The sequence below is a fragment of the Paenibacillus marchantiophytorum genome (genome assembly GCF_014640555.1).
GTDB lineage: Bacteria > Bacillota > Bacilli > Paenibacillales > NBRC-103111 > Paenibacillus_E > Paenibacillus_E marchantiophytorum.
Map to the genome: position 1 here is coordinate 12,669 of NZ_BMHE01000040.1, position 24,041 is coordinate 36,709.

The window sequence follows — 24,041 nt, forward strand, 5'->3', positions numbered from 1 at the left end:
TTGTTATTCTTCGATATGAAGGACGATTCTTCCTCTTCCATGTCCCGTTTCACTGCGTTCATGGGCTTGACGCACTTCGCGCAGCGTAAATGCTGGCCCTATCGTTGTCTGTACAACCCCCTCGTCAATCAAACCGTGTCCAAAACGAGATTCATCTCATCTGCCTTTTCTTCAAATCGTGCCGTACTATAATCGAATACTTCATCAGCGCCCTAAGATCGTACAAATTCAATATTGCCTGATCGGGCTGTTCCTATTACATAGGTACCACGCCATTTGGCGATTTGGATCGCTAACTGCCCTACGCCTCCTGCGTCGCTATGAATGAGCACACGCTCTCCTTGCCTGTACATTTCCATCCTCAAAGATTGCTCGCCAAGCTGCAGTGGCTCCTCCAGATATAGCGGCTGCTTCGAACGCGGTCGCTTCGGGATCAAAGTGGTCGCCATGATGATGAGTAATGAGGACTGCATCCACAGGGCCAAACTCGTATGCTTCAATAATTGGATTTAGAACTATAAAATGTTACAATTTATAAGGTAAAACGACTACCCAACAAGCGGAGGAGTGAATTGAATGTCTTTAGATGCCTATTTAAATTTTAACGGAAATTGTCGTGAAGTTGTTGAGTTTTATGCAGAGGTGTTCGGTTTAGAAAAACCCCACATTATCTCCTTTGGGGACGGGCCGCAGAATCCTGATTACCCGATACCCGAGGAAGCCAAAAATTTGGTCATGCATGCGCGACTTTCGATCAGCGGCAGCACACTGATGTTTTCGGATACATTCCCAGGCATGCCTTATATTGTTGGCAACAATATCAGTCTTTCGCTCGTAAGCCCAAATTTAGTTGAAGTCCAATCTGCCTTTCACAAGCTGAAAGAAGGCGGCAACATACGTATGGAGTTGCAAGAAACCTCTTGGAGCAAGTGCTACGGAAACCTGGAAGATAAATTCGGCATCCAATGGCAATTCAACCTCGATAGCGGCGAAACTTACTAAGCATGCTTAAATTAAAACGAGCCCTAGAAGCGATTCTAGAGGCTCGTTTTTTTAATCACAGTCGCAAACTTGGGGAAGCGCGTCACTCCCCAACATCCCTCACGCTACAAAATAGGCGATATCAATTTCGAAACAGATTCCAGAAAACGTATACGCAGAGAACGCTTGTCATATTCCTCAAGCGTCAACTCCATGCATCCCTCCATGTCCTTCCAGAACGTGTTCTCCAGCTTTTTGGCTGTCTCTGCATGATACATCAGAGCATTCGTTTCGAAGTTCAGCCTCAGACTGCGAATATCAAAATTAGCTGTCCCAACCGAAGCTACTTTGCCATCAACAATAATCGTTTTGGCATGCAAAAAACCTTGATCGTATAGATAGCATTTCACTCCTGCACGGAGCAGCTCACCTACGTAATATAACGAAGCCCAATGCACAAACAGATGGTCGGCCTTTTCTGGAATCATAATTCGCACATCGATGCCAGACAGTGCGGCGATCCTAAGCGCATTGAGCATACTCTCTTCCGGTATGAAATAAGGCGTTTGGAGAAGAATTCGGCTCTTCGCCATATGAATCATTTTCAGAAACGTATAAACAAAATGAGGCCAAGCTTCGTTCGGCCCGCTCGCGACGATTTGCATGGGAACATTGGACGTCTCTTCGGAAATTTTGGGTTCAGGGAAATAATGAGATTCCACTTCAATCATGGTCGAAGAAGCCAAATTCCAATCCAGGATAAATCTAGACTGCAAGGCTCGCACCACACTGCCCGTTAGACGCAGATGCGTATCTCTCCAATAGCCAAATTTCGGATCCAGCCCCAGATATTCATTCCCGATATTAAAACCGCCCATATATCCGATCTGACCGTCAATAATGACAAGTTTTCGATGATTCCGATAATTCACTCGGTAGTTCAAATAAGGAATACGTGATGGGAAAAAAGCAGCCTTCTGCCCGCCAGCTTTCAAGAAATCACGAAAAAAGGCATCTTTTAGCGATCTCGAACCAATATCATCGTACAGAAATTTGACCGAGACGCCCTGCTCCGCTTTCTTGGTCAGCGCCTGCATAATCTTTTGACCCAACGAATCATTCTTAACGATGTAATATTGCATGTGAATATGGGATTCAGCAGCCTCAATTTTCATAAGCAAATCACTGAATTTAGCTACACCATCCGTGAAAATATGCACGCCGTTATCTTGCGTCAAGAAGGCATCATTCGTGGCTACATTCAAATAAATCAAATCTCGATATTCGCTTACCATGGGGTCAATATACGGCAGAGTCCCATCCATCAGCTGTTCTCGCTGCTCCGAGATGACGGTCTGCACTCTTTCCAACATGAGGCGGTTCCACTTATACAGCTTTCTACGGCTTAAGTTTTGTCCAAAAACCACATAGAGAATGAATCCGAGAATCGGAATGAACAGCAGCACCATTAACCATGACCATGTTGCAGCTACATTGCGGCGTTCCAGGAAAACGACGGTTACGGCCAAAATAATATTAATAACGAATAAGAAAGTAAGTGCGTGTGATATCCAGTCCATAACTCAACTCCACATCTAGATTGTCCGAATACGACCATTATACCTCAAATAGGACAAATACGAAAAACCCCTTACACACAGGAAGGTGAATAAGGGGTTTCAGCAGCTTTATGCTATTTTTTTAATCAGGCACAGTTTCCTTAAATAGAAGACTCCGCCCACTTTAATGACTTCGTCGGAATTTCACCACATCGCGATACAGCGAGATATATTGTTGGGCCGATTTTTTCCAGCTGAAATCGCCTTTTTTCATATTTTGCTGAATTTTCAACCAAGAATCCCGGTCATTCTTATAGAAAAAGACAGCGCGGCGTATCGTATGCAGCATATCGTGCGCATTGTAATGGCTGAATGAGAAGCCCGTTCCCTCGCCCGTGAACTCATTAAACGGCTGTACGGTATCTTTGAGTCCGCCAGTCTCTCTCACGACAGGTACAGAGCGATACCTCAAAGCAATTAACTGACCTATCCCGCACGGCTCGAATTGAGACGGCATCAGGAACATATCCGAGGCCGCATAGATTTGATGCGCCAAAGCTTCATCGAAATTGATCAGGGCTGACACCTTGCCCGGATGCTTCTGGGCTGCGTCACGGAACATTTGCTCATAACCCGCTTCTCCGGTGCCCAGAACAACTAGTTGAATGTCCAGCGCTAAGATCTCGGAAAGAACATGCTGGATGAGATCCAATCCTTTCTGCTGCACGAGCCGCGTCACTAAAGCGATCATCGGAACTTCGCCACTCACTGGCAAGCCCAAGCGCTCCTGAAGGGCTAATTTATTCATCTGCTTCTTAGGTAAGGAATCCCGGTAATTCATAACCAGATGAGGATCTGTCATCGGGTCGAAAATATCATAATCGATTCCGTTCACGATACCTGTCAGTTGATCATGGCGGTGACGCAGCAAGCTGTCCAAATACTCCCCATAATAAGGTGTTTGGATTTCCTCCGCATACGTCTGGCTCACCGTAGTCAAGCGGTCTGAATACAGCAGCCCGCCTTTGAGGAAACTGGCCCCACCATGCAGTTCAAGCGCTGTTCCCGAGAAATGATCGTCAGACAAACCGAATAAATCTTTCAAGAGCGACTGATCGAACACACCTTGATATTTCAAGTTATGTACGGTCATAATCGTTTTGATCTGGCTAAAAAATGACAAGTGCTGATAATGGGCTTTCAGCAAAACGGGAATCATGCCGGTTTGCCAATCATGGCAATGAATCACATCCGGCTGGAAATCCAGCAGCGGCAAGGCCTCGATCACACCACGGCAGAAAAATCCGAAACGTTCCGCTTCATCCCCGTATCCATAAATGCCAGGCCGTTTGTAATAAAATTCATTGTCCAAGAAGTAAAACGTGACGCCGTCATGCTCAAGCACATCAATGCCGATATATTGCTTGCGCCAACCCACATAGATATCAAACCTAACGACGTTGGTCATCGCTTCCCGATATTTGGCTGGGATGTCGCCATACTTAGGCAGAATGACTCTGACATCCATCCCCTGTTGCGTCAGTTCCTTAGGCAAGGACCCAATGACATCGGCCAAACCTCCGGTCTTAATAAACGGCACAGCTTCTGATGCAGCAAACAATATGTTCAATCTTCCCACTCCTCCAATGGATATTTGAAAAGCCACCCGGATAACGAAGCTATTCAGTTAATTGGTCAGTGGCGAGGCTTGACCAACGCGCCACCTGCGCATCGCTCAAGCCCCTTAGCTGTTTGAAAGCTATCTTTTCAAATCGTAAATTTTAGATCACTTTCGTTTTCGCTGCGATGAACGGGGCTTTATTATCGCCTGTTAACACGCGGCCGCGGCTGATGAAAACATCCTTATCCAGAATCGCATTCTCGATAATGACATTCTCCTCAATCTCACAGTTCTGAAGAATGATGCTGTTCTTCACATAGGCGCCCTTGCGGATTTTCACACCACGGAACAAGATGCTGTTCTCGACTTTACCTTCGATGATGCAGCCGTTGGCGATTAGCGTATTTTTGGCCGCTGCCGAATCCGAGTACTTGGCCGGCGGCTCATCTTTGACTTTGGTATAGATCAAATTTTTCTGGAAGAACAACTCGCGCCAAATCGCAGGGTTCAGAAGCTGCATGCTGTGCTTATAGTAGCCTTGAATCGAATTCACGATCCCGACATGACCTTCAAATTTGTAGCCAAATACGCTAAGCTTATCAATGTTTTTCATGATCCCATCTCGAACCAGATGATCGTATCCTTGCGCTAGACAGGATTCCACCATATCGAGAAGCAGCGCTTTGCTCATCACGTACATTTCCATCGAAATATTGTTCGTCCGCAGTCGTCCCGTGTGATCTTCCATCAAGGTTATTTGCCCATTGTCCTTCACAGCCAGGCGACGAAACTTGCCTTGAATCTCTTCATCCGTCTGTTTATATATAACCGTAATATCGGCTTGTGAATCTTCGTGGTAGCGTACAACATCTCGCAGATCGAGATTGCAAACCATATGGCTGCGCGAAATAATGACCAGTTCTTCTTTGCCGCGATAGAAATAGTCGCGATGGGAGTAGAATTGGTACAAATCACCGCGGGATATGCCCGTTGGCTCATCCATCACGGAGGGCAGCACGAACAATCCGCCGCGCTTTCTGTCCAAGTCCCATTCTTTGCCCGATCCCAAGTGATCCATTAAGGAACGATATTTGTGCTGAGTGAATACCGCCACATTATCAATGCCTGAATTCACCATATTCGAAAGTGTAAAATCGATTAGCCGATAGCGACCGCCGAAAGGCACTGAAGCCGGGCAGCGGAAATAAGTCAGTTCCTCCAAATCATCCGGTTCATTCACCAAATTAATGACACCCATCACTTGTTTCATCTGACATCATCCCTTCTGAATGGCATTCGCTGGAACCCGTTCATTGCCACCAATGAGTATTATTTCCCCGTTGCCATCCACGACAGCACCATCTTCAACGACCGTATTTTCACCGATAATCGCTTTGTTGATTGTTACATTGTTGCCGATTTTGGCATTAGGCATAATAACGGAATCGCGGATTTGACTGCCTTCGCCAACTTGAACACCGAAAAACAAAACGGAATGATCGACATCTCCAAAAATCGCACAACCTTCGTTTACAAGCGATCGTTTAATGTTCGCTGTTGGGGCTACATACTGAGCCGGTTGGTACGGATTCTGTGAATAGACACGCCAGTCTTTATCATTCAAGTTCAGTTCGTTCTTATCATCCAACAAATCCATATTTGCTTCCCAGAGGCTGTCAATCGTACCGACATCTTTCCAGTAGCCTTGGAACGGATAAGCGAACATCCGGGCCTCATCCTTGAGCATCATAGGAATAATATCTTTGCCAAAATCTTTGCTGGAGTTCGGATTCGCTTCATCTTCCAACAAATAAGCTTTCAATACGCTCCAATTAAAAATATAAATACCCATCGAAGCCAAGTTGCTGTTCGCTTCTTTTGGTTTTTCTGCAAATTCAGTAATCTCTTGCTTATCATTGACACTCATAATGCCGAAACGGCTCGTTTCTTCCCACTTCACTTCAATTACAGCAATGGATGCATCCGCTTGTTTTTCTTTGTGATAAGAAAGCATGAGATCATAGTCCATTTTATAGATGTGATCACCTGAAATGACCAGTACATATTCGGGATCATACTGCTCGATAAATCCAATATTTCGGTAAATGGCGTTCGCTGTCCCTTTGTACCAATCGCCGCCTTTTTGCTCCATGAACGGAGGCAATACGGTGACACCGCCATACTTGCGATCCAAATCCCATGAACTGCCGATACCGATATACGTGTTGAGTACGAGTGGCTGATACTGGGTCAAGACACCGACGGTGTCGATTCCTGAATTCGTGCAATTGCTAAGGGTGAAATCAATAATCCGATACTTTCCGCCAAAATGAACGGCTGGCTTGGCCAAATTGTTCGTCAGAACGCCTAATCTTCGTCCTTCTCCTCCAGCGAGGAGCATGGCAACACACTCTTTACTGCGCATATCTGATTTCCCCCTTCAACTTCGTCAATCACAGTTTGGAATTCACTACTACATTTTATATAAACAGCCGCAAGCGGCGGAATACACAGGGATAAACTATAGCTCAGATCATGCCATGGACGGGGTTCACTCGTAATCGGCAGTTTATTTCCTTGTCCAGAGCCGCCATATTCAGGCGCGTCACTGTTGAAAATAACGTCATAGACACCATGCTTGGGTACGCCAATCCGGTAATCAGGATGAACGACAGGTGTAAAATTACAGATCAGTATGACATCATCTTCAGGTGATTTCCCTTTGCGCATAAAGGTCACTACACTTTGACTCTCATCGTGCGGATTGATCCACTGGAATCCTTCCTGCGAATGATCCAGTTCCCAGAGCGCGGGTTCGCTCAAATAAAACTGATTGAGCGATTTCACATAATGATGCATTTGTTGATGCTTCTCATAATCCTCCAGGAGGAACCAGTCCACTTCCTCGAGATCCTTCCATTCGTCGAATTGACCGAATTCACTGCCCATGAACAGCAGCTTCTTACCAGGATGCCCCGACATATACCCGTAGAGGACACGAAGATTTGCGAATTTCTGCCAGTAATCACCAGGCATTTTATGTAAGAGTGAACGTTTGCCATGTACGACTTCATCATGTGAAAAAGGGAGTACGTAATTTTCACTAAACGTGTACATGAACGAAAACGTAATTAACTTATGATGATATTTGCGGTTGATGGGATCCAGCTTCATATAGCGAAGCATATCGTTCATCCAACCCATGTTCCATTTATAGTTGAAACCAAGTCCGCCATCATGAACAGGCGCCGTTACCAGCGGCCAATCGGTTGAATCTTCCGCCATCATCAGCGCATCGGGGAAGTAAGAGAATACGACCTGATTCAATTTACGCAGGAAAGCGACCGCTTCCGGATTATCATCCCCGCCCCACTGATTGATCAGCGGCTTCTCATTCCATCTTCCGAAATTCAAATGCAGCATGGAGGCAACGGCATCAACTCTTATCCCATCAATATGATACACATCCATCCAAAATACGGCATTGGAGATGAGGAAGCTCTGAACCTCTGGTCTGCCGAAATCGAACGTCAGCGTTCCCCACTCCAGCTTCTCGGCTTTGCGTGGATCTTCATATTCGTAAAGCGGCTTGCCGTCAAATTGGCGAAGTCCATGGCTGTCTTTGCAGAAGTGACCGGGTACCCAGTCCATGATGACGCCGATTCCCTTGGCGTGACAGCGATCAACGAATCGCATGAACGCTTGGGGAGAACCGTGACGGCTCGTAACGGAATAATAACCCGTTGCTTGATAGCCCCAAGAACGATCAAATGGATGCTCCGCCAGCGGCATCAGCTCAATATGGGTGTAGCCCATCTCTGCCGCATAATCCACGAGTTCGTCTGCCAGTTGATCATAGGTATATAATTCTTCAACGTTATGCCGATCTTTTTTGCGCCAAGTTCCCAGATGAACTTCGTAGATCGAAAGCGGCTTATTATAGGCCGGCACTTCCTTCTTCTGCGCTTGCCAATTCTGATCATGCCACGCATAGCCATCCAAATCCACAACACGCGATGCTGTAGCTGGACGCAGTTCCGAACAAAACGCATAGGGGTCCGCTTTTAATATGATTTGACCCGTCTGACTTTGAATTTCGTATTTATAGTAATCACCTTCACTTGCTTCCGGTACGAAGACCATCCAAACGCCAAGTGAACTTACTTTCTCCATGGGATGTATCCCCGACAGCCACTGATTGAAATCGCCAAGCACATGAACTTGTTTGGCATTCGGTGCCCATACGGTAAAGCGTACTCCTGCATGGCCTTCTAACTTGCTCACATGTGCCCCTAGGATGCGATAGCTTTGGTAAAGGGAACCTTCATGAAGCAGAAATAAGTCTTCTGAGCTGGGTATACCAACATTTGCCCCCATGTTAACCTCCCTGAATCAAACGTTTTGGTTCCAATCTCTGTGCAGTAAGAAAATACTTACTCTACAAATACAACAAGCAGGTAAAGAATTCCTTCAATTCCCTCAGATTAAAAAAAGGAAAATACGCAGCCGCGGGTGAATTAGTAGAACGACACTCAATCGAAAGGTGGAAATAAAATGATGAAAGATAAAGTAAAAGGACTTATCGTTGGTTTGACAATCGGTTCCCTCATTAGCGGGACTGTCGCCTTCGCCGCAAGCAGCCAAATTGAAGTGGCTTTCCGCAGCCTGAAGTACATGTTTGATGGTGTTGAGAAAACGCCTGTGGACGGCAAATCTTTCGTGTATGAAGGCACTACCTATGTACCCCTTCGCTTCGTAAGTGAAGCACTTGGCAAAAAAGTCGAATGGGACGAAGCAAACGAAACGATCTGGGTAGGCAACAATCCGAATCACATCATTGCTACATATAAAGGCGGCAACGTCACCAAAGCTGACTTTGATACCTTTTTTGCACTGCAAGCGCTTTTTAATAGCAACCACAGCACGGCCAAGGATGATCCCGAATATCAAAAAAGCATCGTAACTCAATTAATCCAAAATCGCATCCTGTACAGCAGATCTTCCGAGGCTGATCAAAGTGCGGCCAAAGATGGTGCTGCGAAGCAAGTCAGTGCTTGGAAATCACAATTCGGTGACGCGAAATTTCAGGAAGATTTGAAAAAGGTCAATGTCACGGAAACTCAGCTCCAATACTTCTTGGTTGGCAACCTTACTGCGCAAAATGTGATCAAATCCAGCATCACAGATGCACAATTAAAAGCCAAATATGAGGATTCCCTCAAAGTCGATAAAAATGCATTCACGATCGCTTCTGTCCGCCATATCCTGATTGGTCTCAACGCAGGAACGGATACCAGCAAGACGCGCACCAAAGAAGAAGCGCTTAAAATTGCCAAAGACGTCCAGCAAAAACTTAAAAACGGGGAAGACTTCGCGAAGCTGGCCAAAGAATATTCCGATGATCCAGGTTCCAAAGAAACAGGCGGCTTGTACGCGGACGCTGATGTGAATCAATGGGTGCCTGAATTCAAGAAAGCCACGATCGAGCAGCCGGTTGGCACCGTTGGCGAACCTGTGGCATCGCAATTCGGCTACCATTTGATTAAAGTGGACAGCAGATCCGTGAAATCTTTTGACGCCGTCAAAGAGCAATTGAGAACCGCACTCGAGCAAGAACAATTCCAACAATTGTCCGACAAAGAAATGAAAGACTTGATTGAAAATATCGATTTAAGTCAATAAATGGTGTACAATGGATGTTTGTTAAAGTATACAAGTTGAAGGATGGATTACAGCAATGTTTTATGCAAAAGATTGGGTAGATTATGAGCTTCTCGATACGGGCGGCGGCGAAAAGCTGGAGCGTTGGGGATCCATCGTTCTGAGAAGACCGGACCCCCAAATTATATGGCCGTTAGAAAAAGAAACCTCGCAATGGCGTGAAGCGGATGCCCATTATCACCGCAGTTCCAGTGGCGGCGGACAATGGCAGCAAAACACCGAACTTCCTGAGCGTTGGACAATTACTTACGACCAGAAGCTGTCGTTCTATATTAAGCCAACCAGCTTCAAGCACACTGGCTTATTTCCAGAACAAGCCGTCAACTGGAAATGGATGATCGACAAGATCCAGAATGCTGGACGTCCGATCAAAGTATTGAATCTGTTTGCTTACACTGGCGGTGCTTCGCTTGCCTGCGCTTATGCCGGGGCTGAGGTTTGTCATGTGGATGCCTCCAAAGGCGTCGTGCAATGGGCCAAAGAGAATTTGCATCTTAGCGAGTTGGGCAGCCGCCCCGTTCGTTTCATCACGGATGACGTGTTCAAATTTGTCCAAAGAGAGCAGCGTCGCGGCAGCAAATACGATGCGATTATCATGGATCCGCCTTCTTACGGACGCGGTCCTAATGGTGAGACTTGGAAACTGGAAGATGATCTCTTCCCTTTCATCCAAACGTGCAAGACGATTCTGACGGACGATCCGTTATTCCTGTTAATCAACTCGTATACAACAGGCATTTCGTCAACCGTACTTGAAAATATCTTGTCCATGGCGATGAAAGCCAAGCATGGCGGCACGATCTCCAGCGGAGAAATCGGCTTGCCGATTACGAATTCCGGATTAAAGCTTCCGTGCGGCATTCTGGGACGCTGGGAGGCGTAACGTGAGCCGATCGAAGGATGTCTCGGGAGCATCTCAAATCCCGATTTTGTTCGAAGACAACCACATTCTTGTGGTTGAGAAGCCCGTCAACATGCCCACGCAGGAAGATGAATCGCGTGATCTGGATCTGTTGACTGCGCTGAAAGACGATATCAAGCAGCGTTACAACAAGCCTGGGAACGTCTACCTCGGGCTTGTACACCGTCTTGATCGTCCGGTTGGCGGCGTGATGGTCTTCGCCAAAACGTCAAAAGCCGCGTCACGGTTATCGGACGCGGTCAGAACAAGACAGCTCGACAAGACGTACGTCGCTGTCGTGCACGGTAAGCCGCCGCAGCCGTCCGCTACGCTGCGACACTGGCTTTGGAAGGACACACGCACGAATACCGTTAGCGTGGTCAGAGAAGGCCAGCAGGACGCCAAGGAGGCTGTGCTGGACTATAAGCTGCTCGGCAGCCAAGACGGGTTCAGCTTGATCCAGATCAAGCTTCACACCGGGCGGCCGCATCAAATCCGCGTGCAGCTGGCTGCCATTGGCTGCACGCTCTATGGCGACCAGCGCTACGGGAGCGCGGTCAACAAGCCCGGCCAGCAGCTCGCGCTGTGGGCGACGGCGCTTTCCTTCGAGCATCCAACGCTCAAGGAGCTGATGCACTTCCGGTCGCTGCCGCCTGTGCAGCGGCCTTGGAGTGAATTTACCATCCCGGAATTGTAAATTGGTAAATTCCTCTCAGGGAAGGATCGCTATTAGTTGGCAACCTTCCCTAACAAATAAATAAGCAATTTCTGATTATGGGCGGAAACGCGGCTCAGGTACGAATCCAACAATTGTTCTCGGATTAACGTGCCTCGCTCGCATTCCGTCTTTCCTTTTGTCGTGACATTGACCCATACGATTCTGCGGTCTTTCTCATCCCGCTCCCTCGCAATCAACTCACCTTTTTCCATCCGGTCTAATAATGTTGTGACAGCCGCAGGCGTGGTGGATAAATATTCGTTTAAATCCGAAGGCTTCATCCGCTCGTGCGCCATAAGCAGTTCCAGGACATTCAGCTGCCCTTCTGTAATGGTAGGGGCTAAACCTACCTCCATTTGATTCTTTAATTCCTTGGATAATTTTAGCCATAGCTTTCCGAATTCATCGGAATACATCCTCATCAACTCGCTTCCAACATCTCCTAATGCCAGTATAGCACGCCTTTTCGCTCGTTTAAAGGTTAATGCCATTAATATTTTCAGACAAAAGCTGCGCCTAAGTAGGACATGCTGCGACTTCAAAGGACATGTTGTCGAGCCCTTGGTAACCTTGTCTTTTCTTGCGCTGCGGCCTCCTGCCTTTCGACTTCTTTTAACAACCTGCTGGGCATTGACATATAGTAATAAGCGGGAAACAGAACAAAGGAGTGATTAGGATGGAAACTTGGAAAATGGAGCTAGGCCAAAAAGCCATGGCAGCCGGCATACTGAAAGACCCACAGTGGCTGGATCGATTGGACGAACCGATGCCTCTGTGGGTCCTATTGGAAATTGCTTTTCAACTTATCGAGAAACTTGATCCGCCAACCGTCAGTTATGATTGAGGAAAACGCAGGACTTCAATAATCGATTCCGTTTTGGTTACCGGAATCATTTGTTTTCCTTGCGACTTGCGATCTTCCAGAGGAGCTGTTTCCGTGGAGAAACGCAGCTTCTCGCCATTGCTCATAATCGCTGTAATCAGATAATCCATTTTGACGATAAACGTCCGGATTAAGGCAGCACCGTTAGGTCTAACACGCTTGCCTTCCTTAAATTCGAAGGTCAGAATACCTTTCCCTCCGCGTCCTTGAATCGGATAGTCGACAACAAGGGAGCGCTTCGCATACCCGAGGTCCGAGATCACGAGTACTTCCCCTTCATCCCCATAGATCCACTCGGCAGCGACGATTTCGTCGTCGTCCTTGAGCTGGATGCCGCGCACACCCGCGGCTGCACGGCCCATCGGGTTCACTTCCTCCTCGCGGAAACGGATGCTCATGCCTTGCTTCGTGACCAACAAAATTTCTTTGGTGTTGTCACTTAGATGCACATGCAGCACTTCGTCATTCTCACCGATCTTACAAGCTACGATACCGTTAGAACGGTTCGTCATGTATTCTTTCAGCTCGGTTCGCTTCACTTGACCTTTGCGCGTCACGAACACGAGTGACTTCGTCGGATCATCCAAGCCTTTGACCGGAATCACATTCACAATCCGATCCTCTTTGGCTATCGGTATGACATTCACGATCGCTGTGCCGTTTTCCTTCCACTTGTACTCTGGCACTTGATGGACAGGCAATAAGTAATACTGCCCTTTCTTCGTGAAGATCAGCAAATTCTCAATCGTATTCACATCCAGCAAGAAACGGAGATAATCTCGTTCTTTGAGTCCCGTGTTCTCCAATTCCCCGCCTGAACGCGTGAATGACAGCTTGCTCGTCCGCTTCAAGTAGCCTTCGTTGGACAGCGTAACCAAGACGTCTTCGGAATTAACCAGAACTTCCAGATTCACCTTCAGTTCCTCGACTTCCCCCTGAATTTCGGAGCGGCGATCAATCCCATACTTCTTGCGAACTTCGCCCATTTCGTCTTTGATAACGCCCATTAATTTCTTCAAGCTGCCCAGAATGCCGCGCAAATAAGCAATCGTCTTCTCGACATCCTTCAACTCTTTTTCCAGCGTTGTTATTTCCAAATTCGTTAAACGATATAATTGCAAAACCAGAATCGCGTCCGCTTGGCGCTCCGAGAACCCGAACTTGTCGACGAGATTATTTTGAGCATCCTGTCTGTTCTTGGAGGCTTTAATGGTGGCAATCACTTCGTCCAAGATATTAAGTGCTTTCACTAGCCCTTCCAGCACATGCGCACGGTCTTCCGCTTTCTCAAGCTCATATTGTGAGCGGAAGGTTACAACTTCCTTCTGATGCGCAATATAGGCTTCTAGAATCTCACGGAAACCTAATTGTCGCGGCGCTTTATTCACAATCGCAACCATATTGAAGTTATAGGTCACTTGCAAATCTGTTTTCTTCAGCAAATAAGCTAGAATTCCTTGCGCATCGGCTTCTTTCTTCAACTCAATAACAATTCGCAGTCCATTGCGACCGCTTTCGTCACGGACTTCTGCGATGCCTTCGATTTTCTTCTCAAGTCGAATGTTCTCCATCGCCGTAACAAGACGTGATTTGACCACTTGATAAGGAATCTCTGTAATGACAAGCTGTTGTCTGCCGCCGCGCATATCTTCAATCGCCGTCTTGGAGCGAATATGAATGCGGCCCTTGCCCGTGCGGTAAGCTTCACGTATGCCTTCTTCGCCCATGATAATGCCCGAAGTCGGGAAGTCAGGTCCCTTCACGATCTCCATCAACTCTTCAACCGTAATCTCCGGTTTATCAATCATGGCTGTGCATGCATCGATAATTTCACGCAGATTATGCGGTGGAATTTCGGTAGCAAAACCAGCAGAGATGCCGCTCACACCGTTAACCAGCAAATTCGGATAACGTGCCGGGAGTACGACAGGCTCCTTCGTGGAGTTATCAAAATTATCTTTGAACATTACCGTGCGTTTCTCAATATCACGCAGCAGTTCCATCGCAATTTCCGAGAGACGAGCCTCCGTATAACGCATGGCTGCCGGCGGATCGTCATCGAGGGAACCCCAGTTGCCATGCCCGTCGACAAGTGTATGCCCCATTTTCCAGGGCTGAGCCATACGCACCATGCCGTCATAAATAGACGCATCGCCGTGCGGATGGTAGTTCCCCATCACATCACCGACCGTTTTGGCCGATTTGCGGTACGGTTTATCCGGGGTATTCCCCGAATCATACATCGCATATAGAACGCGTCGTTGTACAGGTTTCAAGCCGTCCCTTACATCCGGGATCGCACGATCCTGGATAATATATTTGGAATAACGCCCGAAGCGATCGCCAACGATCTCCTCCAGAAAGGCTGGTAAAAATTCTTCTAACATGCTCAACTTTCAGTCACCACTCTTTTTGGTCTACTCTACATATTCGGTAAAATCGACATTCTCGATAATCCAACGCTTACGCGGGTCTACTTTATCACCCATCAAAGTTGTTACACGACGCTCAGCTTTCGCTGCATCCTCAATCTGAACTTGCAGGAGTGTCCGGCTCTCCGGATTCATCGTAGTTTCCCACAGCTGATCGGGATTCATCTCGCCGAGTCCCTTGTAACGCTGTAATTCCGTATTCTTGCCTAATTCTTTGACAACTACTTGCAATTGTTCATCGGTCCATGCATATCGATGTCCGCCATTCTTGCCTTTTCGGGTCACTTTGAATAAAGGAGGCTGGGCGATATATACTTTCCCGGCATCAATCATAGGCTTCATATAACGGTAAAAGAACGTCAACAGCAGCACTTGAATGTGTGCGCCGTCGGTGTCTGCATCCGTCATAATAATAATCTTGCCGTAATTCATCTCATCTAATTCAAACTCAGAGCCGACTCCAGCGCCAATGGCCGAAATAATAGCCTTGTACTCTTCATTTTTCATGATGTCGAGCAGCTTGGCTTTCTCCGGATTCATCGGTTTTCCTTTGAGCGGCAGAATCGCTTGATGCTTGGAATCACGTCCTTGCTTCGCAGATCCGCCGGCAGAATCGCCTTCCACGACAAACAATTCATTGCGCTGCAAATCTTTGGACTGAGCTGGCGTCAGCTTGCCGTTCAGGTTCGAGCTTTCACTCTTGCCTTTCTTGCCGCTGCGTATTTCTTCGCGGGCTTTGCGGGCTGCTTCCCGCGCCTTGGACGCTTGTACCGCTTTGCGCAGCATCATTTGGGCGATCTGGGGATTTTCCTCCAGAAACACCGTCATTTTGTCCGTCACAATCGCATCCACAACACTTCGTGCAATAGCGCTTCCAAGCTGATCCTTGGTCTGGCCAACGAATTCGACATCGCCCATCTTGATATTGATAACAACCATCATGCCTTCACGAAGATCGGTACCATCCAAGTTCTTCTCTTTTTCTTTGAGAATTCCTGCTTTACGGGCATATTCATTCATGACACGCGTATAAGCCGTCTTGAATCCTGTCTCATGCGTACCGCCGCCGCGGGTCGGGATCGCATTCACGAAAGAGGCAATCGTTTCGGTATACCCATCGTTGTACTGCAAGGCCACTTCGACTTCAATGTCATCTTTCTCGGACGCAAAATGGATGACAGGGTGCAGCACCGTTTTCTCTTCATTCAAAAACTCAACGAATTGGCTTGCTCCGCCTTCATACTGGAAAGAATCCAGCTTGTCAGTCCGTTCGTCCTTCAGATTGACCAAAAGACCTGAATTCAAGAAAGCGATCTCTTGCAACCGTTCAGCCAGCGTATCGTAACTGATCGTTGTTCCGCCTTGGAAGACCCGCTTGTCAGGCTTGAACGTTACTTTGGTTCCCGTACGATTCGTATTCCCGATTACGTCAAGGCCTGTTACTGCCTCCCCGACATGCTCGATTCCCTTATCATCAACCCAGTATTCAAAGCGCATTTTATGCACCTTGCTATCCCGGTAGATTTCCACCTCAAGCCACTCCGACAACGCATTGGTAACGGAAGCACCTACGCCATGCAACCCACCTGATTTCTTGTAACCGGAACCGCCAAATTTACCTCCGGCATGTAGAATGGTGTAGACAACCTGCGGTGTAGGAACACCTGTCTTATGCATACCTGTAGGAATTCCACGACCGTTATCCTGCACCGTAATGGACTGATCTTTATGTATCGTGACTGAAATTTTGGAGCAATGCTTGGCCAAATGCTCATCGACGGCATTGTCCACGATCTCCCATATCAAATGATGTAAGCCGGAAGCACTGGTACTGCCGATATACATCCCCGGTCTTTTGCGAACCGCGACAAGACCTTCGAGAACCTGTATATCATCCACATCATAATCCGATGTTGGGGCTTTTCCATTCGCAAATTCTAGCTGCTCAGTCATTGAAGCCCTCCTTTTTTATATATAGGGAGCTTTGAAGCCATTCAAAGACTCTCCTCTTTTATCCATTAATTCAAAACATCTTTGCGCGAGAAAACGGTAAATGAAACAATCAGCGAGACCAGTGCCCATACACTCAATACACTGAGCGAGAACGTCAAATCCATACCTTTGATAGGCGGAAAGCCTCCGGTCAAATACTTGGTTAAGTCCAAATTAACCATAAACAAATATTTCGCGGTTTCCCAGGAAGACACCATGTTCGAAAGGATTGTGCCTGAAATTAGCACGGCTAGCATGACCCCCATACCAGCGGCTGTAGAACGGATTAACACCGAAAGCATCAATGACATCAAGGCGACCACAACGGCGGAGAACCAGACAAGCCCGAACTCCATCAGAAGGAAGAACCATTGATCTACCGCACGAACCAGACTAAAGTCCACATCTGATCCTGTTAGCTGAATTCCGGTAAATACAGGCATCGTCCAGCCATTATAGCCAAAGACAACCCCCGAAATTAAGTAACTGAGCACGCCCGTGGACAGGACGGTTAGCGAAGTAAAGAAGACGACTGTAATTAATTTACTCAATAGGATTTTCCATCGCCGGACGGGTCTTGTCAACAATAATTTAATAGTCCCCGTAGAATGCTCCGACGATACGATGTCTGCGGAAATCACCATGATGATCAATGGAATGAATAATCCGACAGCATTTTTCACAAATTCACGGGTAAATGTCACCGCATTCGGTGAACTTGGATCGACATTTTTATCTAAATAATAGTTAGCTACCTGAATCTGAACACGCAGCTGCTGCTTCCACTCATCCGGTGTTCTTGCTGAGCCTAAACGCTTCTCCCAGTCCGCAATCTTCTGGCGTTGGTCCGCTTTCCAATCGGTCGTCCCGAATTGTTTCTGTGTATTTTGAGCCACACGCATCTGGGCATATGTGAACATAGGGATTAGCGCAAGCAGGATAAGTAAGATGACATAAAAGCGTTTTTTCTTAATCATTTTTATACATTCATTTTTGACAAGATCCACCAAAATACGCAATTCTCTCACCTTCCCCTATTGAATGGTTTCACCTTCGGTTAGGCTCAAGAACAAATCTTCCAGCGTAGGATTTTTGATTTCTACAGCAAAGAGGCTAATTCCTGCTTCCATCAATTGCCGACTTAGCGCGGGAACATGTTCTTGGTCCATCTGAGTTACGATTGGTTTGCCCAATGTTCGTGCATGTGCGGAAGCTTCCTGTTCCACTTGCTCAACCGCATGTACGAGCGGTGACGCAAGTAGAAGCCCCTCAGCTTGTTCAGCCGGAGACACAGTCCAGATCACTTTACCGCCTTGTGCAATCAAATCCTGAACAGCGCCGACTTGAATCACCTCGCCATGGCTAATAATCGCCACCCGGTCACACATTTGCTGAATTTCACTAAGCAGATGGCTGGACACAAACAAACTCAACCCATCTGCGGCCAGCCGCTGAATGAATTCCCTCATTTCCTTAATGCCTTGAGGATCCAGACCATTCGTAGGCTCGTCCAATATCAATAAGCTGGGGCGCCCGAGCAGTGCCTGGGCAATCCCCAAGCGCTGACGCATACCCAGTGAGTAAGTGCGTACTTTATCATGAATCCGTTGATCCATCGAGACAATCTCGACAACCTCCTGGATTCGCTGCTGATCCACATCCGGCAGCATTCTGGCGAAATGCTCTAAATTCTCCCAACCGGTTAGATACGAATATAACTCTGGATTCTCAACAATACAACCCACTTGACGCATTGCTTGATCGTGCTGCTTATGCACGTCAAACCCGCAGATCTGGATCGACCCCTCTGTCGGACGAATTAAATCGACCAACATTCGAATCGTGGTCGTTTTGCCTGATCCATTCGGGCCTAAGAAACCAAAAATCTCACCCGCATACACATCGAAAGATATTCCTTTGATAATCTCTTTGTTTTTGATCTTTTTCTTCACATTCTTGACCGACAAAACCGTTGTTGGTGCTGCACCTGATCCGTTCATCTACATCGCCCCCTATTTCAAAATTTGTACGATTCGATCAGCAATTCGTTCATATCCGTCACCATTGGGATGAAAATGATCGGCCGATGACAAATATTTGATCAAATTTTGTTCAAATAAATCATAGGTAGGGACAATCACCATTTGTGGATACTGATTCGTCAATTCGAATACACGGTTATTCCAGCGCTGTACGATTAATGAACCTTCTTTTTTCGGATCCAAATCAAGGAAAGGATGATATAAACCGACATAGAGCACGGTAGCTTTAGGATTCGCTTGGTTAATCGCCTTTAGAATCTTGTCCATCTGGAGTAAGGCAGGCCCCAAACGTTTCTCAGCCGCTTCAGGATTAAATTCAGTCTGATTTTCACCGCTAAAAAGACCTTCCCCACCGGCAAAAATATCATTCCCGCCGATCGTCAGCAAAATAATATCCGCTTGAGCGAGTGCATCTTGCGTCTTTTTGAGCATAAGATCCTGCAACAACTGATCGCTCTTATAGCCTGGAATCGCTAAATTATTAAGCACAAATACCGGTTTGCCTGTTTCTTTCTCCAGCTTCTCGCGAACACGGCCTACATACCCTTTGCCAGTATTATCGCCGGTTCCAGCTGTTAGAGAATCACCGAGTGCAACAATTTGCAATTTGCTTCGACTTTCAATCATCGTTTCTTTTTTGGGAGCTGCTGTAACAATGTTAAGATCCCCGGATGCTTTCGGGAACCATATCTGATTCGCCGCATATGCAAAACCTACAGCGAAAACAATCGTGGAAATGGATGCGGTTAGGCCAATTGCCCCCCAGATGTAACGAGTTGATCTCAATGAAGTCCCCTCCTGCGAATAAATGGCATAATTCACTCTAAGAGTATAGCTTCTTGCCTCATTTTGCAAACGTTACAATTCAGATCCGTTCAAAAAGAGATCGTTCGTTCGCGCTTATCGTATTATAAACCTAGCCTGCGGCTAGGTTCTTGGACATTTGGGCGAGGGGATGAATAGGCACGCGCATCTAGCGGATCCTAGTACCCTTTGGGCTTTGCAATGACAGTGAGCGTCGTGTGAAAAGGAACTCTGATCCGCTAACTGGCGGGAAATGGGGTAAACGTAGCATGAAAGGGAACTGAGAGCCGCTATGTAAGCGGAATCTGCTGTTTCCAACCGGGAAATGGTGCAATAGCGGATCGTAGTTCCCTCTGGCGTGGAATATAGCGGTTTTCAGAATTATAGCGCACTGTAGTTCCCTCAAGCTCGCGATCATGACACATTTTGCTAAAAAAAGCCGATTAACCGCCATAGCAGCTAATCGACTTCCGCTTGCTTCACACCGCATCTTGCAGGAATTTATACTGAGCTTGAATGAGGCCATAATAAATCTTCTGCTCTTTCATCAACTCATCATGGTTGCCGATTTCCATCATTCGGCCATGATCGAGCACGACGATTTTGTCCGCATTGCGAATCGTAGATAAGCGATGGGCCACGATGAACGACGTTCGACCTGCCAGCAGCGTCTTGAGCGCCTCTTGAATTTTCAACTCTGTATCCGTATCAATACTTGCCGTCGCTTCATCGAGAATCAACACACGCGGATTGGCAAGCAGCGCTCTGGCGAATGAAATCAATTGCCGCTGCCCCATGGACAGCACATTACCGCGCTCCTGAACTTCCGTATCATAGCCATTCGGCAGCGCTGCAATGAAATCATGGGCATGCACAGCCTTCGCTACATCCTCAATCTCACGGTCTGTTGCGTCCAAACGTCCGAAACGAATATTTTCCTTTATCGTACCCGAGAAAATAAAGGTGTCTTGCAGCACAACACCGATTTGCGAGCGCAAACTTTGAATCGTTACCTCGCGAATATCCTGACCATCAATCAGGACTCTTCCTTTATTCGGATCATAGAAGCGGCACAAGAGGTTCATAATGGTACTTTTGCCTGACCCCGTATGACCGACGAGCGCAATGGACTGACCAGCCTGTACGTCCAGTTGAATGCCATTCAACGCTGGGCGGCCAGGTTCGTATTCAAAAACCAAATCCTCGAATTTCACATGACCTTGAATGCTTGGCAAAGCTTTGGCATTGTCGATCTCAGCCACACTAGGCTGTTCATCCATAAATTCAAAAATACGTTCCGCGGATGCCATTGCGATAAGCAGCTGCGAATACATTTGCCCCAAACGTGTGATAGGCTCCCAGAAATAGCCGATATATGTAGCAAAGGCAACTAACAAGCCTACAGATATTTCTTCGGTTTGAATGAGATGAGCGCCTAGCCAGAACAGTATGCAATAGCCGATCGCCCCAGTAATCTCAATCATCGGTCCGAACGATTGGTTGAGCATGGAAGCGCGGTTCCATGACAACCGATTGACCATGTTCATTTTGGTAAAGAAATGAATGTTCGCTTTCTCTTGACTATAAGCTTGGGTCACCCGAATCCCTTGAATACACTCATTCAAATGCGCATTTAAGCGAGATTGCTTCATGGTAACGTCCTGCCAGGCATGACGAATCTTTTTGCGCAGCTTAGTAGAAATAAAGAACATAATCGGTACTGTCACGATGATGGCAGCGCCTAGCTTGAAGTTATAAGTCAATAAGATAATAATAATACCGCACAGTTGAACAACATCGATCAATAAGTTAACGACACCGTTCGTAAACAAATCCTGCAAAGAATTCACATAGTTCGTAACCCGTACAAGTACCGATCCAGCAGGCCTTGTATCAAAAAATCGGAACGAAAGCTTCTGAATATGGCTGAATAAATCATGACGCAGATCGTATATGACCCGTTGTCCAATCATATTCGTATACTTGATACGAAACGTATTGGCAATCCATTGAATGAGATAAACAGCAAACATGATACCAACGATGATGAGTAGTAAATGGGTATCTTTCGGGATGATAGCTTTATCAATCGCTTCACGAATAAGCAAAGGAACAGTCAGTTTCGTGATCGCGCCAACCAGCATCATCACAATGATAATCGGCAGCATTTGCTTGCGGTAAGGCTTCATGTAGCTAAATAAACGTTTCAATTGACCCCAATCAAAAGGTTTGTCAATTAATTCATCATCCTGATAGACGAAGCGTTGGCCATCTTGCGACTGTTCCTGATTGTCAGAAGCATCGGCTTGCTTAGCATGCGTACTCAATGTGCTAACCTTCTTTCTTGCGCAATGACTTGATTGTGAGCCTCTGTCACTGACTCTGTGTCTATTTCCTTAGCGGCAGCAGCTTGCTCGTCACCGATAGCTTTGGGAGGTTGATCTGCGTACTGAATTTGATACGTTTGGCGGTAAAGACCTTCCTGCTGGAGCAGATCAAGATGTTTGCCCCTTTGCACAATGCGGCCTTTATCCAATACAATAATTTCATCCGCATGTTTCAAAGAAGAAATCCGGTGGGCAATAATGAAGGTTGTACGCCCTTTCATAACTTCACCGAATCCAGCTTGAATTTCATGTTCGGTTTCCATATCAACAGCACTCGTTGCATCATCCAGAACGAGAATTTTCGGATCTTTGAGCAGGGCTCTGGCGATGGCAATCCGCTGCTTCTGACCGCCTGACAAGCCCAAACCACGCTCGCCGACAACAGTATCATAGCCTTCTGGAAGTTCCATAATGAAATCATGAGCTTTGGATAATTTGGCCGCCCGAATGATCTCTTCCATCGACACTTCTTTGCGTCCATAGGCGATATTGTTGCGAATTGTCGAAGAAAATAAGAACGTTTCTTGAAATACCGTTGCGATTTGATTGCGATAGGATTCTAGTTGCAACGAACGAATATCCTTACCATCTAGTTGAACCTGACCCTCTTTGACGTTATACGCTCTCATGAGCAAGGAAATCACTGTCGTTTTGCCTGACCCCGTACTCCCCAGCAGACCGATAACCGATCCTGGAGGCGCGTCTACGGTAAAATCATAAAGCGCAGGCTGTTTCTCGGGATAAGCGAAAGTCACATGATCAAAGCGCACATGTCCTTGAACCTCTTCCTTTTTCAAAGCCAAGGCATCTTGTTGATCTTTCACATGCATGTACTGATGCAGGATTTCCAGAATCTTCTCGCCGGAAGCTTTCGTTTGGGTAAAGTTATTGATATGAAAACCCAATCCCCACATAGGTCCAATGATGTACCAGATTAAGCTGAAGCAAGCTACCAATTCGCCTAGTGTGATCGTGTCCTGAATGACCATATATCCGCCTGCGCCAAGCAAGATGACGACACTCAGATTCGCTAGGATTTCCATAATCGGAAAATATTTGGCCCATATCCCGGAAGTTTCGATGTTCATCGTTTTGTAATCTTCATTTCGCGCTGAGAATTTCGTTACCTCATGCGACTCGCGGGCAAATGACTTGACGGTCCGCACGCCTGTGATATTTTCTTGAACCGCTGTCGTCATTGTACTCAGCGATTGTCGAACCATCCGGAAAGCCGGGTGAATTTTACCTTCGAAGCGAATGGCGGTAAATGCCAGAAAAGGCATCGTAATCATCGTTAGAAGCGCTAGTTTCCAGTTGATCGAGAACATCATGCCCATCCCGAAAACAAGCATTAAAACAACGTTCAATAGCTGTGCAAAACCAAAACCGATAAATTGTCGAATGCCTTCCAAATCCGCTGTCATCCGCGACATCAAATCGCCGGTTCTAGCCTGATCATAATACTGAAAAGATAAGTACTGAAGTTTGTTGTAGAGCGCATTCCGTAAGTGATAGGCAACACGATTACCTAATCTTCCCCCACACAACCCATGTAGAAATTGAAAAATCCCTTTCATTGAAACAACCAGCACGACCACTAAGGCTAACTTGGGAACGAGCTCGAATTGTTTCTTGGCAATCACGTCGTCGATTAAATACCTGAGTAAATTCGGATACACGAGACCAAGCGCAGTTGCCGTTGCTAAACATAAAATTGCTCCGAAAAATAACTTTCTTTCTGGCCAGAAATACGGCTTCAGTTGCCTGAACACATCCACGTCGGGTGTCCCCTCCTCAGAAGGATAATTTGGAAAAGCTAGGTAAGCGTTTTAATACTTAATGAATCTTAACACCATCACTAGGAGCGAGCAATCAGAGGAAAACAGGATATATACGCTTAATAGACCATAACTTCACAAAATCTTGCAGGAATCCCCCCTATTCTTTAAAATCATCCCGATAACCGCCAATGTAAACCCTTACATGACGATACAAAAAAA

General features: G+C 46.6%; 20 protein-coding genes. 5 read left to right on the forward strand and 15 right to left on the reverse strand.

Annotated elements, in window-relative coordinates:
• Positions 1–3 precede the first annotated feature (3 nt).
• Together IEY34_RS37935 and IEY34_RS26985 are read right to left on the reverse strand one after the other, a co-directional pair.
• On the reverse strand, positions 4–132 hold the full coding sequence (locus tag IEY34_RS37935; RefSeq protein WP_189017707.1) for a zinc-binding dehydrogenase: 129 nt from the start codon (positions 130–132) through the stop codon (positions 4–6).
• A gap of 80 nt (positions 133–212) precedes the next feature.
• On the reverse strand, positions 213–473 hold the full coding sequence (locus IEY34_RS26985) for a hypothetical protein (RefSeq protein ID WP_189017710.1): 261 nt from the start codon (positions 471–473) through the stop codon (positions 213–215).
• A gap of 103 nt (positions 474–576) precedes the next feature.
• Here IEY34_RS26985 and IEY34_RS26990 point away from each other — a divergent pair, with 103 nt between their 5' ends.
• Positions 577–1,002 carry a VOC family protein gene (locus IEY34_RS26990; protein WP_189017713.1) on the forward strand — a complete coding sequence of 142 codons (426 nt, stop codon included), beginning with the start codon at positions 577–579 and terminating at the stop codon, positions 1,000–1,002.
• Positions 1,003–1,106: 104 nt separating this feature from the next.
• Here IEY34_RS26990 and cls read toward each other — a convergent pair whose 3' ends face one another.
• From cls to glgB, 5 genes are all read right to left on the reverse strand, one after another.
• On the reverse strand, positions 1,107–2,561 hold the full coding sequence (cls, locus tag IEY34_RS26995; RefSeq protein WP_189017716.1) for a cardiolipin synthase: 1,455 nt from the start codon (positions 2,559–2,561) through the stop codon (positions 1,107–1,109).
• Between the two features lie 163 nt (positions 2,562–2,724).
• Complete coding sequence (glgA, locus tag IEY34_RS27000) at positions 2,725–4,170, reverse strand: glycogen synthase GlgA (RefSeq protein WP_189017718.1); 1,446 nt, start codon at positions 4,168–4,170, stop codon at positions 2,725–2,727.
• Between the two features lie 151 nt (positions 4,171–4,321).
• Complete coding sequence (glgD, locus tag IEY34_RS27005; protein ID WP_189017721.1) at positions 4,322–5,431, reverse strand: glucose-1-phosphate adenylyltransferase subunit GlgD; 1,110 nt, start codon at positions 5,429–5,431, stop codon at positions 4,322–4,324.
• Positions 5,432–5,437: 6 nt separating this feature from the next.
• The gene (locus IEY34_RS27010) at positions 5,438–6,586 is read right to left on the reverse strand and encodes a glucose-1-phosphate adenylyltransferase (protein ID WP_189017724.1); all 1,149 of its coding nucleotides are present in this window, start codon (positions 6,584–6,586) and stop codon (positions 5,438–5,440) included.
• On the reverse strand, positions 6,529–8,538 hold the full coding sequence (gene glgB / locus IEY34_RS27015; protein ID WP_189017727.1) for a 1,4-alpha-glucan branching protein GlgB: 2,010 nt from the start codon (positions 8,536–8,538) through the stop codon (positions 6,529–6,531). Before glgB ends, IEY34_RS27010 begins: the two co-directional genes overlap by 58 nt.
• Positions 8,539–8,715: 177 nt before the next feature.
• On the opposite strand from glgB, the gene IEY34_RS27020 reads away from it, so the two are divergent.
• The 3 genes from IEY34_RS27020 to IEY34_RS27030 are packed head-to-tail and all read left to right on the forward strand — an operon-like array spanning position 8,716 to position 11,480.
• On the forward strand, positions 8,716–9,843 hold the full coding sequence (locus IEY34_RS27020) for a peptidylprolyl isomerase (protein WP_189017730.1): 1,128 nt from the start codon (positions 8,716–8,718) through the stop codon (positions 9,841–9,843).
• A gap of 55 nt (positions 9,844–9,898) precedes the next feature.
• The gene (locus IEY34_RS27025; RefSeq protein WP_189017733.1) at positions 9,899–10,765 is read left to right on the forward strand and encodes a class I SAM-dependent methyltransferase; all 867 of its coding nucleotides are present in this window, start codon (positions 9,899–9,901) and stop codon (positions 10,763–10,765) included.
• A 1-nt stretch (position 10,766) separates the two neighbouring features.
• Entirely contained in the window at positions 10,767–11,480 is a 714-nt protein-coding gene (locus tag IEY34_RS27030) for an RluA family pseudouridine synthase (RefSeq protein ID WP_268240185.1), read from the forward strand.
• A 32-nt stretch (positions 11,481–11,512) separates the two neighbouring features.
• On the opposite strand, the gene IEY34_RS27035 is transcribed toward IEY34_RS27030, so the two are convergent.
• Positions 11,513–11,917, reverse strand: a complete 405-nt coding sequence (locus tag IEY34_RS27035; protein ID WP_189017847.1) for a MarR family winged helix-turn-helix transcriptional regulator — start codon at positions 11,915–11,917, stop codon at positions 11,513–11,515.
• Between the two features lie 260 nt (positions 11,918–12,177).
• Between IEY34_RS27035 and IEY34_RS27040 the strand changes: the two genes are divergently transcribed.
• Positions 12,178–12,345, forward strand: coding sequence for a hypothetical protein (locus IEY34_RS27040; protein ID WP_189017738.1), 168 nt, complete (start codon positions 12,178–12,180; stop codon positions 12,343–12,345).
• Here the strand turns inward: IEY34_RS27040 and gyrA are convergent.
• The 7 genes from gyrA to IEY34_RS27075 all read right to left on the reverse strand — a co-directional run bounded on the left by gyrA (position 12,336) and on the right by IEY34_RS27075 (position 23,819).
• Entirely contained in the window at positions 12,336–14,777 is a 2,442-nt protein-coding gene (gene gyrA, locus IEY34_RS27045) for a DNA gyrase subunit A (protein WP_189017740.1), read from the reverse strand. The genes IEY34_RS27040 and gyrA overlap by 10 nt on opposite strands.
• Positions 14,778–14,801: 24 nt before the next feature.
• On the reverse strand, positions 14,802–16,769 hold the full coding sequence (gene parE / locus IEY34_RS27050) for a DNA topoisomerase IV subunit B (protein WP_189017743.1): 1,968 nt from the start codon (positions 16,767–16,769) through the stop codon (positions 14,802–14,804).
• 65 nt (positions 16,770–16,834) lie between these two features.
• On the reverse strand, positions 16,835–17,827 hold the full coding sequence (locus IEY34_RS27055; RefSeq protein WP_189017746.1) for an ABC transporter permease: 993 nt from the start codon (positions 17,825–17,827) through the stop codon (positions 16,835–16,837).
• 15 nt (positions 17,828–17,842) lie between these two features.
• Positions 17,843–18,808: an ABC transporter ATP-binding protein gene (locus IEY34_RS27060; RefSeq protein WP_189017749.1), complete on the reverse strand. Its 966-nt coding sequence runs from the start codon at positions 18,806–18,808 to the stop codon at positions 17,843–17,845.
• Between the two features lie 12 nt (positions 18,809–18,820).
• The gene (locus IEY34_RS27065; protein ID WP_189017752.1) at positions 18,821–19,636 is read right to left on the reverse strand and encodes a GDSL-type esterase/lipase family protein; all 816 of its coding nucleotides are present in this window, start codon (positions 19,634–19,636) and stop codon (positions 18,821–18,823) included.
• Positions 19,637–20,133: 497 nt separating this feature from the next.
• A complete protein-coding gene (locus tag IEY34_RS27070) occupies positions 20,134–21,981 on the reverse strand; it encodes an ABC transporter ATP-binding protein (RefSeq protein ID WP_229757862.1) in 1,848 nt (615 codons plus the stop codon).
• On the reverse strand, positions 21,978–23,819 hold the full coding sequence (locus IEY34_RS27075) for an ABC transporter ATP-binding protein (RefSeq protein WP_189017755.1): 1,842 nt from the start codon (positions 23,817–23,819) through the stop codon (positions 21,978–21,980). The genes IEY34_RS27070 and IEY34_RS27075 overlap by 4 nt, the downstream gene beginning before the upstream one ends.
• Positions 23,820–24,041: the final 222 nt, after the last annotated feature.

Excerpts from the sequence above, each read along its gene's own strand:
- IEY34_RS27060 (WP_189017749.1), bottom strand. The coding sequence starts at position 18,808 with ATGAACGGATCAGGTGCAGCACCAACAACGGTTTTGTCGGTCAAGAAT.
- IEY34_RS27020 (WP_189017730.1), top strand. The coding sequence starts at position 8,716 with ATGATGAAAGATAAAGTAAAAGGACTTATCGTTGGTTTGACAATCGGT.
- glgB (WP_189017727.1), bottom strand. The coding sequence starts at position 8,538 with ATGGGGGCAAATGTTGGTATACCCAGCTCAGAAGACTTATTTCTGCTT.
- IEY34_RS26990 (WP_189017713.1), top strand. The coding sequence starts at position 577 with ATGTCTTTAGATGCCTATTTAAATTTTAACGGAAATTGTCGTGAAGTT.
- cls (WP_189017716.1), bottom strand. The coding sequence starts at position 2,561 with ATGGACTGGATATCACACGCACTTACTTTCTTATTCGTTATTAATATT.
- IEY34_RS26985 (WP_189017710.1), bottom strand. The coding sequence starts at position 473 with ATGCAGTCCTCATTACTCATCATCATGGCGACCACTTTGATCCCGAAG.
- glgD (WP_189017721.1), bottom strand. The coding sequence starts at position 5,431 with ATGAAACAAGTGATGGGTGTCATTAATTTGGTGAATGAACCGGATGAT.
- parE (WP_189017743.1), bottom strand. The coding sequence starts at position 16,769 with ATGACTGAGCAGCTAGAATTTGCGAATGGAAAAGCCCCAACATCGGAT.
- IEY34_RS27010 (WP_189017724.1), bottom strand. The coding sequence starts at position 6,586 with ATGCGCAGTAAAGAGTGTGTTGCCATGCTCCTCGCTGGAGGAGAAGGA.
- IEY34_RS27040 (WP_189017738.1), top strand. The coding sequence starts at position 12,178 with ATGGAAACTTGGAAAATGGAGCTAGGCCAAAAAGCCATGGCAGCCGGC.
- IEY34_RS27025 (WP_189017733.1), top strand. The coding sequence starts at position 9,899 with ATGTTTTATGCAAAAGATTGGGTAGATTATGAGCTTCTCGATACGGGC.
- IEY34_RS27035 (WP_189017847.1), bottom strand. The coding sequence starts at position 11,917 with ATGTATTCCGATGAATTCGGAAAGCTATGGCTAAAATTATCCAAGGAA.